Consider the following 13,272-nt stretch of genomic DNA (forward strand, 5'->3'; position numbering starts at 1 on the left):
TATCCTTTATAAAACGGTCACTTTAAGATTATCAGCTTCCATTTGTTTAAAATATTTTAGTGTCTTGACTTTAAGATCATCAGTGCTTGGCTCATCACAAACTATGATTGATGCAGGATGCATTTGTAGAGCAGTTACTGTCCATAAGTGGTTAATTGATCCTTCAACACCCGCTTGTAAAGCTAAGCTTTTATTATGTCCACAAACTAATAAAATGACCTCTTGCGCATCCATTAATGTTGCAACACCAATTGTTAGCGCATGTTTAGGCACTTGATCTTTGTCATTATCAAAGAAACGCGAATTCGCAATGCGAGTATCATCTGTTAAGGTTTTGATACGGGTACGGGAGCAAAGTGAAGAGCCGGGTTCATTAAATGCAATATGCCCATCTTGACCAACACCACCAACAAAAATATTAATTTTACCATAGGCTTTAATTTTTTCTTCATATTGACGACATTCGGCATCGATATCTGGTGCATTTCCGTTTAATATATGAATGTTGTTTTTATCAATATCAATATGGTCAAAGAAATTTTCATGCATAAAAGTATGATAACTTTGTGGATGATCTTCTGGCAAGCCCACATATTCATCCATATTAAAAGTCACAACGTGTTTGAAACTCACTTTACCCGCTTGATACTGTTTAATTAATTGTTGATACATGACCAAAGGAGAGCTTCCGGTTGGCAAACCTAACAAAAACGGACGATCTGCTGTCGGGTTGAATTGGTTAATTTTATTAACAATACGCTGAGCAACCCAAGCGCCTACTTCTTGGGCATTTTCTAAAGGAATGAGTCTCATGGGGGAATACCTCTTTTGATATAATTAAATAACTTCTTTTTTTTTAATGTAAAATATGTTGTCTGTATTCTACTATATTAATGTATTTAAGCAAAAAAAATCGTGACAAAAATCACAAAAAATGAATAATTAATTTGCGAAGTAAAATAATATAGAGTCAAATAGTAAATGATTTACTACAATTACTGAAAAAAGTGAAATTTCATTATTTTTCAAGTAACTCCCAAATAAATATATGAGGTAAAAATATGGGAATTTTAGCTTATTTGCAACGTATCGGGCGCTCATTAATGGTGCCTGTCGCAGTATTACCTGCCGCCGCAATACTATTAGGCATTGGATATTGGATTGATCCAAATGGCTGGGGTACCAATAATATTATCGCTGCATTTTTAATTAAATCCGGCGGAGCTATTATTGATAATATGCCTATCCTTTTTGCAATTGGGGTAGCTTATGGTATGTCTAAAGATAAAGACGGTGCTGCGGCGCTTTCTGGTCTGGTTGGTTTTTTAATTATTACGACTTTATTATCGCCTAATACTGTGGCACTTTTTCAAGGAGTCGATACCAAACTAGCAGGCTGGGAAAGTCAGATATCACCAGCATTTGCAAAAATTAATAACCAGTTTATTGGTATTTTAGTTGGGATTATTTCAGCTGAATTATACAACCGTTTTAGTTCTGTTGAACTGCATAAAACGTTAGCATTTTTCAGTGGTAAAAGATTGGTGCCAATCATTGTCTCTATCGTCATGCTATTGGTTTCTGCTATCTTATATTTCATCTGGCCTGTCGTATATAGCTCATTAGTTGTATTTGGTGAATGGATTAAGAATTTAGGCTCGGTAGGTGCTGGTATTTATGGTTTCTTTAACCGTTTACTTATTCCTGTTGGTTTGCATCACGCACTCAATTCAGTATTCTGGTTTGACGTTGCCGGCATTAACGATATTCCTTACTTCTTAGGTGGGCAAGAATCAATTGACGCCGGTCACGCTATTGTAGGTCAAACAGGTCGTTATCAAGCTGGATTCTTCCCGATTATGATGTTTGGTTTACCGGGTGCAGCATTAGCCATTTATCACACGGCTAAAAAAGCTAATAAAGATAAAACAGCGTCAATTATGCTCGCAGCGTCTTTTGCGGCATTCTTTACCGGGATTACTGAACCGCTTGAATTTGCCTTTATGTTTGTAGCACCAGTGCTTTATGTCATCCACGCTGTGCTTACCGGTATCTCATTATTTATCGCCGCTACCATGCAATGGATTTCTGGTTTTGCATTCAGTGCCGGTTTGATTGATATGTTACTACAAAGCCGTAATCCACTTGCTTTACATTGGTATATGCTAATATTACAAGGTATCGTTTTCTTCGTTGTATATTACATTGTGTTCCGCTTTGTGATCGTTAAATTCAATCTTAAAACACCTGGTCGCGAAGATGGCGATGTTTCTTCTGAAGAAACGCAAAATCAAGAACAAGTACAAACAGTTGGCGATGTATCAAAACTTGCGCAACAGTACTTAGTTGTTGTCGGCGGTAAAGAAAATCTCACCGGTATTGATTCATGTATTACCCGTTTACGATTAAACGTCAATGACTCAGATTTAGTTGACGAACAAGCGGCAAAAGCGCTTGGTGCAATGGCGGTGATTAAGTTAGGTAAAACCGGCGTACAAATCGTTGTTGGTCAGCAAGCAGAGAAAATTGCCGATCAGATGAAACAACTAGTTTAATTTATTATAACTATAACATTTGATTGATTTTGCCCACTCTATTCGCTTAACTTTAAATAGGGTGGGCTTTTTTATCTAACCAGCCCACAAAAATTCATTGTACCTTTGTAAATATTTACCGTTGGTAAAATCGGTTGCGACTGTTTTAATTTATTTAGTCAGTTGAGAGGTTGCAGATCAAATCCGGTTTTCAATATAAATATCAATATCAATTAGAAACGTAAAATCATATCTTGCTTAGCAAGTAGTTGATTTAACGTTGACCTATCAATAATTTGAGTGGGAATATTTAACGTAATATCAGTTAGATGCTCTGCTTTAAGTGAAGATTGGTCTACATAAACATCTTCAATATCATAAAGTTCAAGCATATTAAATGTCGCAATATAATCACGCATCAATATTTGTTCAGGCGATTGATTTGTCAATAAATGAAAGATACCACTATCGATAAATATAACCGATATATGGTTAATTGCAGACAGGGCTAAGGCGGCATCAAGTGCTTCTCTGCCTTTAGCGTTACCATGAGGTGGCGAGCTAATAATGATTGCAACGTTTTTCATTGAATATGACCTTAACCTAAAATTGAATCACACGATCTGATTCGGCTATTGATTCGCCCAGTTCGCCAAGCCCGGTTAATTCAAAATAGTCAGCAAGATTATCTTCAGTAATACCTCGCCGTTGTGCAGCAGCAACACAAACCGTTAATCGAATAGCGTATTTTTTTGCTAATTGTTGCCATGCGTTAACTAAATCAAACTCATCACTAGCTGGATCGGTACAACGGTTTGCGTTGTAACAACCATCTGCATAAAAAAAGATATTTTCAATGCGGTGTGGAGTATGAGCCAGTAGAGCTTGTGCAAATTGATAAGCACAATAAGCTGATTGGGTCCCATAAGCAGGACCCAAAATGACAAGTGTATAGTTTAAAGCGTTAACCAAATTCGTTAACCACGGGTTATTGTTGTGGTTCAGCTGAAGGTTTTACTTTTTCTTCATGCCCTAACGGTTGAATGCTTTGCTGAGAATCATCGCCATCAATGCCGAGTAATTCAACTTCAAATACAAGTGTCGATGCTGGTCCGATACCCGGTTTGTCTCCTTGACCACCCCGTTTTTGATCGCCATAAGCTAATTCAGGTGGAACAACTAACTTAATTTTACCGCCAACGCCAATTAATTGAATGCCTTCAGTCCAACCACTAATTACCGCTTTTAATGGGAATGTTGCTGTTTCGCCATGATCATAAGAACTATCAAATTTCTGACCGTTGGTTAATGTTCCTACATAGTGAACAATTACGCTATCATCCGCGGTTGGATGACGCCCATTGCCTTCTTTAATAATTTGGTAAAGTAATCCAGACTTAGTTTGATTTACACCTTTTTGTTTAGCAAATTCTTGACGGAATTTTTCACCAGCGGCGGTATTGTCAGTTTTTTCTTTTTCAAAACGTGCTTTGCTCTCTTTTTCAACACGTTCACGAAATGCGTTTAACGTTTTTTTAATTTCATCTTCTGAAAGTTGTGATGCGCCACGATAGGTTTCTTCAAAACCACCGATTAAATATTCTAAATCTGTTTGAATTTCGTTTTGGTCTAAATTATCTTTCATATAGGTTGCAAAAGAGGAGCCTAACGCATAAGACTCTTTTTGTGCATCAGTCGAAATGGTAAGTTTGCCAGTAGATGCATTTTCGTTTTCATTACAGCCGGCTAATGCAAATACCATTGCACTACTTATTAAAGTCATTTTAATCAATGATTTCATTTTACTTCTCCGAGTTAAATGGTTTTTTGTTATTATTCACAACATTATATATGAATTAAAACTTTATAAAATAATATTTACAAATCATTTATTTAAATACCAGATACCAATATTATTTCCAGCGATTTAATCAATCAAAGCCTTGTGGTTGAAATCATCCTTGAGTGATAGCGGGATCCTCAGTTATAATGTTCAAAATTTATTGAAAATAATATATAAGGATAGCTATTTTGACTACCGAACTTAATACCCTTGATATTGAAGAAATCATCAGTTTATTACCTCACCGTTATCCATTTCTAATGGTTGATCGTGTTATTAGTTATGAAAAAGGTAAAACATTAAAAGCCATTAAAAATGTTACGGTTAATGAGCCATTCTTTCAGGGGCACTTCCCAAATAAACCTATTTTCCCGGGTGTTTTAATTTTAGAAGCCATGGCTCAAGCAACCGGAATTTTAGCCTTTAAAAGTATTGAAGAGCTTTCACCAGGCCAGCTTTATTACTTTGCTTCAATTGATAAAGCACGTTTTAAACGCCCGGTTGTGCCAGGTGATCAGCTTATGCTTGATGTGGAATATATTAAAGAGCGTCGTGGTATTGCCTTGTTCCATGGAGTTGCAACTGTTGACGGTAAGTTAGTTTGTGAAGCCGAAATGATGTGTGCTCGTAAATAACTTCGATTTAAAGATATCCCAAAACAGTATTAAGGAACGGTTATGGCAGCAGAAATACATCCAAGTTCAGTGATAGAAAAAGGGGCAAAAATTGGCAATAATGTCAAAATTGGGCCTTTTTGTTATATCGGTGAAAATGTTGAAATTGGTGATGGGACTTTTTTAAAATCGCATGTGGTTATTAATGGTCATACTCAAATTGGTAAAGATAATCAAATCTATCAATTTGCTTCCATTGGCGAAGTTAACCAAGACTTAAAATATCGTGGCGAACCAACTCGGACTATTATTGGCGATCGTAATTTGATTCGTGAAAGTGTGACAATTCATCGTGGCACGGTTCAAGGTGGCGAATTAACACGTATCGGTAACGATAATTTACTGATGATTAACGCCCATGTTGCTCACGATTGTATTATTGGTGATCATTGCATCTTAGCGAATAATGCCACCCTTGGTGGGCATGTTCATTTAGATGATCATGTAATTATTGGTGGTATGACAGCTGTACATCAATTTTGTGTTATTGGATCACATGTTATGGTGGGTGGCTGTTCTGGCGTTGCACAAGATGTTCCCCCTTACGTCATTGCACAAGGTAATCATGCAACACCACATGGCGTAAATTACGAAGGTCTAAAACGTCGTGGTTTTAGTAAAGATGCGTTGCAAGCAATACGCAACAGCTATAAGGCACTTTATCGAAATGGATTAAGTTTTGATGATGCCAAAGCTGAAATTGAGATAATTGCCAAACATCATCCCGAAGCGCAACTTTTTGTCGACTTTTTTAGCCGCTCAACACGTGGCATTATTCGTTAATGACCAATAAACCGTTAACTATCGCTTTAGTCGCCGGAGAAACCTCTGGCGATATCCTCGGTGCAGGTTTAATCCGTTCTCTTAAACAACATCATCCTAATATCCATTTTGTCGGTATTGCCGGCCCTTTAATGCAAGCGCAAGGCTGTCAAGCATGGTATGAAATGGATGAATTATCGGTAATGGGTATTGTTGAAGTATTAGGGAGATTACGCCGTATTTTAGCTATTCGCAAGGATATCACTAAACGATTAATTGCGCTTAAGCCGGATATCTTTATCGGTATTGATGCACCTGATTTTAATCTTTCTTTAGAAGGAAAATTAAAACAAGCGGGCATTAAAACAATTCATTACGTTAGTCCGTCAGTTTGGGCTTGGAAACAAAAACGTGTTTTTAAAATTAAACGTAATACCAATTTAATACTGGCATTTTTACCCTTTGAAAAAGCTTTCTATGATAAGTTTGACGTGCCTTGTCGCTTTATTGGTCACAAAATGGCAGATGATATCCCGCTTGAGCCAGATCAAATCGCAATGCGTCAGCAATTAGGTATTGCCCCTACTGGCCGCTGTTTAGCTTTACTACCCGGTAGTCGCCATGCTGAAGTGACCTTATTGTCAGCCCCATTTTTACAAGCTGCCCAGCTATTGCGTGAGCGTTATCCTGATCTACATATTGTTGTACCGTTAGTGAATGCTAAAAGGCGACAGGAGTTTGAGCAGATAAAAGCCCAAATAGCGCCACAACTTGAAGTACAATTACTCGATGGTCATGCTCGTGAAGCGATGATTGCCAGTAATGCAGCCATATTAGCCTCCGGAACGGTGGCTTTAGAGTGTATGCTAGCTAAGTGCCCAATGGTGGTGGGTTATAAAATGAAACCTTTCACTTTTTGGTTAGCTAAAAAACTGATCAAAACACCTTATGTTTCGTTACCCAATATTTTAGCGGGTAAACAGATTGTGCCGGAACTATTACAACATGATTGTACCCCGGAAAATATTGCCAACCATATTATTCCTTATTTAGAAAGCGATAATGCCGATTTGAAAAATACATTCTTATCTTTACATAAGCAAATTCGTTGTAATGCTGATGAACAAGCAGCACAAGCTGTACTTGATGTATTAGAGGATTCCCCTTGTTGTTAGAATTTACCTACCCTGATGCCACTTTAATTGCCGGAGTTGATGAAGTTGGACGAGGCCCACTTTGTGGTGATGTTGTTACTGCTGCTGTGATTTTAGATCCAAATAAACCGATAGAGGGATTAACCGATTCTAAAAAGCTGACAGAAAAAAAACGTGAAGCTTTATTTGATATTATCAAGCAAAATGCATTAGCGTGGAGTGTTGCTCGGGCATCAGTCGATGAGATTGATAAGCTTAATATTCTTCATGCCACTATGCTGGCTATGCAACGGGCGGTGTCTGGTTTAAAAATCAAACCCAATTATGTTTTAGTGGATGGCAATCGTTGTCCTGAATTTGGTATTCAAACACAAGCTGTCGTTAAAGGCGATTTACTTGTTGCTGAAATTAGCGCTGCGTCGATTCTTGCGAAAGTGACTCGTGATCGTGAAATGGTTGAATTAGACAAATTGTATCCGCAATATGGATTAGCAAAGCATAAAGGATATCCCACCAAGGATCACCTAATGGCTATAGAATTACACGGTATCAATCATTTGTATCGTAAAAGCTTTGCTCCAATTAAGAAATTGTTACTTATCTAACTTGACCAATGTTGATCTACTGTTATTAATAATGGCGAATTAAATATAGCAATTGGCGAAATAACGGTTTCTTGATAAGGGATCTTATCTCCATAACGTTCAGTTAGTTTTTGTTTAACTGCTGGTGCTGACAGGTTAAAATCTTTAATCCTTTGTAATTGTCCAATTTTCAAGTTAAGTGCTTTATTATAAATTTTCCAAACGAGTTCTGAGCAATAAATATACTTATCATCCCAGCCAAACCAAATATCGTAAGGCTTATTTTCAAATGAATGAGCGACTCGTTTTAAATTAGCAATTTCTTTTTGTGATAAAGCGTGATCTTTTAGGCGTTTAATTATATATTTTCTGTTTTTTCCTCGATTTACCCATTTATCAAACGGTGTATAGACCACTTTAGATGCTGCTTCAAAGACATAAGGTTTTCCATTTTTGATAAAAATTATTCCCATGTGACTATAAGGTGACTTGGTTGCTAGCTCAATCGCCTTGCTTTGATTTGATTGAGAAGATTGGAAAATAATATCGCCATCTAGTGGTTGGTAATCTGCTGTGGCCGTGGTGTAGGTAGCGAAAAGTAATATAATAATTAAAATAGAACGCATGATTCTTTACTTAAAAAAATAAATCAGAGTAATATTATAAATATTATTATCTAAAAGCTACTTAAATAAATTTTAAGTAGCTTTTAGTCGTGTTTTAGTAACTAATCCCGATTGCTGAAAATCGATGTCGATTTTGTTTTGTACATAAATTTACTCGCTCGAGCAAAACGGATCGTTTTGAAAATACCGAGTAAACTTGCTTGATGCATTCGATATAACAATCGATGAATAATTAGCGCAAACCACCCTTTTACACTCATTTCACTCTTGCCACCTAGCTTAATCACGCCTTGGGCTGTATCGTGCAACGAGATAATAGTACCATTATCAGTATATTTAAATGATTTTAATGGTTGATTATTCAGTAGATTAACGATGTTTTCATAACAAATTTTTGCCATTTGGTGTGCCGCTTGCGCAGTAGGTGGTGAAGCACGACCGCTTTCCTGCATTGCATAAGCACAATCACCAATCACAAAAATGCTATCATCGCGGGTCGTTTGTAATGTTGGTTTAACCACTAATTGGTTAGAGCGACTCGATTCTAAGCCTGCAATCTCTTTTAAATAATCTGGCGCTTTAACCCCAGCTGTCCAAATCATAATATCGGCTTTTATCGTTTGACCGTCTTTTGGATAAAAACCATCACTTTCAGCCTTCGTAATCATCGTTTTAGTTAACACGTGAATTCCACGGCTTTCTAAAGTTTTAGTGATACTTAATGCAGTAGTTTCAGGTAGGGCTGGTAAAATGCGATCGGTAGCTTCAATGACGGATACATCCAAAAGATCTGAACACATCTTATTACGACCACAAGCACCAAAAGTTTCAACCATGTGTGGTAATTCGGAGGCTAATTCAACACCGGTTGCCCCACCACCAACAATGGCAATACGGATTTTTTCTTGCTCAGTGGAATCTTTGTCATCAATGATCGAACAAAAACGAGTGAATTTTGATACTAAGGTTTCACGTAATTTGATTGCCGCATTTTGGTCATCTAAAAAGATACAGTGCTCTTTCACGCCCGGCGTACCAAAATCATTGGACGTACTACCAATAGCCACTACTAAAATATCATAATCGATAGTATCGGTTTGATTGTTAATATCAGTAATTTTGATCTGTTTATGGTCACGATCAAGATCGGTGAAGGTACCTTGAGTGAATTGAAAATAGTGTTGTTGCCCTTGGGATGCATAATAAATATTATCTACTTGCTCATCAAGCACCCCTGTTGCCACTTCATGTAACAAAGGTTTCCAAAGATGATAACTATTTTTATCAATTAAAGTAATTTGCGCTTTATTGTGTTTACCTAATTTATCACCAAGGTCCGTGGCTAGCTCTAAACCGCCTGCTCCGCCACCAATAATAACTATTTTTTCCATATTACAAACCCTATAATTTTCAATTAAAAAATATCATACTAAATAAGTAGGTTTTTATCTATTTCTTTTGACTGATAATATTCATAAATAAAATCTATTAAAATGTTGGTTTACAATTATTGAAATTTATTTAATGCTCACATAGAATAACTAAAATGTATTAGATGTTAATAGTACCAATATATTCTTTTTTGCCACATAAATGTAGCTTTCATTGTTTAAATAAAGCACTATTCGTATGGTATAATAATCATAACTGACGTATATTGAATCAATCTTACATACAATTTTCCTAGTTCTTTAGGTCTTATCTAATTATTGTCACTTATACAAATTTATGAATAAAAAAACTTTTATTATAATTGCATTAATTGTTATTCTGATTTCGATGACAATTTTAATCCGCGCTCACAACAGCCAGCTTATATTGCAGGGCGAAGTTGATGCGCCTAATGTTAGCATTGCCTCAAAAGCTAAAGGGCGAGTACAACTGATCCATGTTAATCGTGGTGATGATGTTAAGCAAAACGATATTTTAATTACACTCGATAGTCCCGAACTTTTAGCGCAAGTTAGAGCCGCTGAAGCAGCCCGGGATCAAGCACAAGCGCAGGTAGAACTTTCTAAGCATGGTACCCGTGAAGAAAGTATGCGCTATTATGAGGCTTTAGTTGAACAGGCTAAAGTTGCTTATGATAATGCAAATCGAGAGTATAACCGTAATAAAGCCCTTTCTACTAAGGGGTTTGTGTCACAATCGGTGTTAGATAGTGCATTAAAAACCCGCGATGCTGCCTTTCAACAAGTCCAATCAGCACAAGCTAATTTAGATCAAGCTAAAAACGGCGACCGTATTGAACAACGGCAAATTTATGATGCTAAATTAAAAGAAGCACAAGAGCAGCTCAAGCAATTACAAATTCAGTATGACGATTTAATCGTTAAAGCGCCTGTCGATGGTGAGGTAGGATCAATTCCTGCTGAAGTTGGTGAACTTTTTAATGCTAATAGTCCTTTACTAACATTGATTCGATTACCGCAAGCCTACTTTGTTTTCAACCTTCGTGAAAACATTATGCCAAATATCCATAAAGGTGATCGAATTAAACTCGAGGTACCTGCGCTAGGTAATGAAGAAATCGAAGCTGAGATTCGTTATATTGCGCCAATGGGTGATTATGCAACTAAACGGGCAACTCGTGCCACCGGTGACTTTGATCTGAAAACATTCGAAGTTAGACTTTATCCATTAACACCTGTCAAAGGTTTGCGTGCAGGTATGAGCACATTATGGAAATTAGACAACTAACCTTTGACTTTTGGCACCGCTTTAAAGACGCCTTTAACGATGAGATACCGGTTATATTTAGGCGTTTTACCTTTCACTGGTTAATGTGGATTTTGCCACTGATTATCTTTGTTTTAATCAGCAGTATCTTTTATCGTGGGGTACTGTATGATCTGCCTGTCGGCTATGTTGATCTAGATAAAAGTGCATTATCGCGAGAAATAGTTCGTAATCTCAATGCCGGTGCCCATGCCGATCTAGTCAATTATGATAGTGCGCTTGCTGATGCTGAGCGAGATTTACAAAAAGCCAAAATTTACGCCATTTTATATATCCCTTCTAATTTTGAAGCAGATGTTTTAGCTGGTCGCCAACCTACGCCTATGCTCTATTACAATGCGTTATATTATAGTGCCGGGTTATATTCGATTATGGATTATTCGGGTTTAATTGCGCAATTAAATACCCAATATCGAACCACGATGGCAACCAGCATCGGTTTACCGGTACCGACACTTGCTAAAGTGAATTTTAATTATGACGGGCTATTTAACGCCAGCGGTAACTCAATGTACTTCCAGCAATTTTCCGCAGTCGTACATCTGTTACAACTATTTGTTGTGACAACAACCATTCATATTTTATCGCAACTGCATAAGCGAACTCGTCTTAGTTATCCATTTGTGCTTGGCAAATTAGCACCTTATACCATTTGGTATACCATGCTACTTATATTCGAAATTGCGATGTTGGTACTGTTTTCAGATGCGCGAGTATCTGGCTCTCCATTTGCGATGATGATTGTGGTATTTTTTTATGTCATTGCAGCGCAAAGCATTGGCATTTTACTTTTTACTTTCACAAAAACATCACTTGATGCTTACACCTTTATCGGCTTACTGGTAGGATTAGCCTTAACTTATTCCGGTGTTGTTGTGCCCGAATTATCAATGCCGTGGATAGCGAGGTTTATCTCATCACTTGAACCGTTAACTTATGCCCTTAATAAACTGTTCGATCTTTTCTTACGGCACTCGACTTATCTCTCTATATTTAAAACTTGTGGCATTTTGATGATCTATCCAATAATAATTACCGTGTTAGTCAGAAAACGCTTAGTTAAGCGTTTACACGCACAGTAAGGAGAAAAAGATAGATGCTTAAAATATTTTTTTCTTCATTTTTAAAAACGTTTATGTATATGTTAGTGCGACCTGTGTGGTTGCTACTACTTATATCCGTTTCATTGATGAGTTTAGTATACATTAATGGCACCATTACTAATTTACCGGTAGCCATTGTGGATCAAGATCATAGTGCAACCAGTCGTAGTTTGATTCGTTCATTAAACACCAGTTCTAAAATCGAAGTATTGACTTATGAGAACTCATTGCAAGCTTATGATGATATCAATAATCGTAAACTTTTTGCCGTCTTTACCATTCCAAGAGATTTTGAAAAAAACATCTTAAATGGTCAAGAGGTCACAATACCGGCTTATGGCGATGCTTCGAGCCGTTTAGCGAATGGTTTAATACAAGTTGATATTAGAGGTATTTATCAGCAAATTTTAACCGATTTTAATACCCGTATCATGCGCACCAATGGATTTTCGGATAAACAAATCGATATTATTTTATCGCCCATAAAAGGGCAAACTCAGCCCCTTTATAATGCCGGTATCAGTTTTGCCGCCATTACATTTCCGGGATTGCTCGTGATGTTATTGCAACACTCATTTTTAATTGCTTCAACCCGTACCAATATTACATTGCACTCTTTACCTCAAGGTAAACCGCCTTTCATTGCTATTTTTGGTGCGCTATGTGGTTTGATACCTATTTGGTTATTTTTATCCATTGTGCTATTCGGTTTGTGGCCTTGGGTGCTGGGCTATAGGCAACTGGCGAATATATTGGAAATTTTGATAATGACATTTCCGCTGCTGCTTGCGGTTTTAGGTTTAAGTAAGTTACTTACTGAATGCTTGCGCCGTTCAGAGATGATTTATCTTACCTTAGCATTTTTGACAACACCGGTGTTTTATCTCTCCGGCACTATCTGGCCGCTCGATGCAATGCCACTTTGGGTACAATTTGTATCGAAAATGCTACCTTCAACTTGGGCAACCAACATGATTGCTGGCGTCAATCAAATGGGGCTTAGCTTATCGGATAATTGGTTTAATATCTTTATGATCTTAATGCTAGGTGTAATTTATGGTTCACTTGGTTATTTCATTGCGGCATTACGTACCGGAAAAGTGAGACGATTTTTCAAAAAAGCCAAAATGTCGCCAAACACATCAAAACGCTTAAGCAAGTAATAGAGAGCTAATTCGGCAGTTGTTATAACGTGAATTTAATATCAATTATTGTTATGATGACTGCTTATTTTTATCGATTTAAATATCATG

General features: G+C 37.1%; 14 protein-coding genes. 8 read left to right on the forward strand and 6 right to left on the reverse strand.

The window, feature by feature from the left end; genetic code table 11:
• Positions 1 to 6 precede the first annotated feature (6 nt).
• Complete coding sequence (gene nagB / locus GYM74_RS11950; RefSeq protein WP_220218419.1) at positions 7 to 813, reverse strand: glucosamine-6-phosphate deaminase; 807 nt, start codon at positions 811 to 813, stop codon at positions 7 to 9.
• A gap of 248 nt (positions 814 to 1,061) precedes the next feature.
• Between nagB and nagE the strand changes: the two genes are divergently transcribed.
• Positions 1,062 to 2,555: an N-acetylglucosamine-specific PTS transporter subunit IIBC gene (gene nagE, locus GYM74_RS11955; RefSeq protein ID WP_220218420.1), complete on the forward strand. Its 1,494-nt coding sequence runs from the start codon at positions 1,062 to 1,064 to the stop codon at positions 2,553 to 2,555.
• A gap of 212 nt (positions 2,556 to 2,767) precedes the next feature.
• Here nagE and tusC read toward each other — a convergent pair whose 3' ends face one another.
• Genes tusC through fkpA form a run of 3 tightly spaced genes read right to left on the reverse strand, consistent with a single transcriptional unit; the run spans position 2,768 to position 4,335 of the window.
• Positions 2,768 to 3,121, reverse strand: coding sequence for a sulfurtransferase complex subunit TusC (gene tusC, locus GYM74_RS11960; protein WP_220218421.1), 354 nt, complete (start codon positions 3,119 to 3,121; stop codon positions 2,768 to 2,770).
• Positions 3,122 to 3,137: 16 nt separating this feature from the next.
• Positions 3,138 to 3,506, reverse strand: coding sequence for a sulfurtransferase complex subunit TusD (gene tusD / locus GYM74_RS11965; protein ID WP_220218422.1), 369 nt, complete (start codon positions 3,504 to 3,506; stop codon positions 3,138 to 3,140).
• Positions 3,507 to 3,522: 16 nt separating this feature from the next.
• Positions 3,523 to 4,335, reverse strand: a complete 813-nt coding sequence (gene fkpA / locus GYM74_RS11970) for an FKBP-type peptidyl-prolyl cis-trans isomerase (RefSeq protein ID WP_220218423.1) — start codon at positions 4,333 to 4,335, stop codon at positions 3,523 to 3,525.
• A 230-nt stretch (positions 4,336 to 4,565) separates the two neighbouring features.
• Here fkpA and fabZ point away from each other — a divergent pair, with 230 nt between their 5' ends.
• The 4 genes from fabZ to rnhB are packed head-to-tail and all read left to right on the forward strand — an operon-like array spanning position 4,566 to position 7,572.
• Positions 4,566 to 5,012 carry a 3-hydroxyacyl-ACP dehydratase FabZ gene (fabZ, locus tag GYM74_RS11975; protein WP_220218424.1) on the forward strand — a complete coding sequence of 149 codons (447 nt, stop codon included), beginning with the start codon at positions 4,566 to 4,568 and terminating at the stop codon, positions 5,010 to 5,012.
• Between the two features lie 42 nt (positions 5,013 to 5,054).
• Positions 5,055 to 5,834, forward strand: a complete 780-nt coding sequence (gene lpxA, locus GYM74_RS11980) for an acyl-ACP--UDP-N-acetylglucosamine O-acyltransferase (RefSeq protein ID WP_220218425.1) — start codon at positions 5,055 to 5,057, stop codon at positions 5,832 to 5,834.
• The gene (gene lpxB / locus GYM74_RS11985) at positions 5,834 to 6,988 is read left to right on the forward strand and encodes a lipid-A-disaccharide synthase (protein ID WP_220218426.1); all 1,155 of its coding nucleotides are present in this window, start codon (positions 5,834 to 5,836) and stop codon (positions 6,986 to 6,988) included. Before lpxA ends, lpxB begins: the two co-directional genes overlap by 1 nt.
• Positions 6,982 to 7,572 carry a ribonuclease HII gene (gene rnhB / locus GYM74_RS11990; RefSeq protein ID WP_366939853.1) on the forward strand — a complete coding sequence of 197 codons (591 nt, stop codon included), beginning with the start codon at positions 6,982 to 6,984 and terminating at the stop codon, positions 7,570 to 7,572. The genes lpxB and rnhB overlap by 7 nt, the downstream gene beginning before the upstream one ends.
• Here rnhB and GYM74_RS11995 read toward each other — a convergent pair.
• Together GYM74_RS11995 and GYM74_RS12000 are read right to left on the reverse strand one after the other, a co-directional pair.
• Positions 7,569 to 8,177, reverse strand: a complete 609-nt coding sequence (locus GYM74_RS11995) for a YiiX family permuted papain-like enzyme (RefSeq protein ID WP_220218427.1) — start codon at positions 8,175 to 8,177, stop codon at positions 7,569 to 7,571. The two genes, rnhB and GYM74_RS11995, sit on opposite strands and share 4 nt — an antisense overlap.
• A 101-nt stretch (positions 8,178 to 8,278) precedes the next feature.
• Positions 8,279 to 9,568 carry an NAD(P)/FAD-dependent oxidoreductase gene (locus GYM74_RS12000; protein ID WP_220218428.1) on the reverse strand — a complete coding sequence of 430 codons (1,290 nt, stop codon included), beginning with the start codon at positions 9,566 to 9,568 and terminating at the stop codon, positions 8,279 to 8,281.
• Between the two features lie 337 nt (positions 9,569 to 9,905).
• Between GYM74_RS12000 and GYM74_RS12005 the strand changes: the two genes are divergently transcribed.
• From GYM74_RS12005 to GYM74_RS12015, 3 genes are read left to right on the forward strand one after another with little or no spacing between them, the layout of a single operon-like run.
• Positions 9,906 to 10,877 (forward strand): HlyD family secretion protein, encoded by a 972-nt coding sequence (locus GYM74_RS12005; RefSeq protein ID WP_294953566.1) that lies wholly within the window; start codon positions 9,906 to 9,908, stop codon positions 10,875 to 10,877.
• Positions 10,859 to 11,998 carry an ABC transporter permease gene (locus GYM74_RS12010; protein ID WP_220218430.1) on the forward strand — a complete coding sequence of 380 codons (1,140 nt, stop codon included), beginning with the start codon at positions 10,859 to 10,861 and terminating at the stop codon, positions 11,996 to 11,998. Before GYM74_RS12005 ends, GYM74_RS12010 begins: the two co-directional genes overlap by 19 nt.
• A gap of 14 nt (positions 11,999 to 12,012) precedes the next feature.
• On the forward strand, positions 12,013 to 13,182 hold the full coding sequence (locus tag GYM74_RS12015) for an ABC transporter permease (protein WP_220218431.1): 1,170 nt from the start codon (positions 12,013 to 12,015) through the stop codon (positions 13,180 to 13,182).
• Positions 13,183 to 13,272 lie beyond the last annotated feature (90 nt).

Source organism: Gilliamella sp. ESL0405 (assembly GCF_019469205.1).
Taxonomy (GTDB): domain Bacteria; phylum Pseudomonadota; class Gammaproteobacteria; order Enterobacterales; family Orbaceae; genus Gilliamella.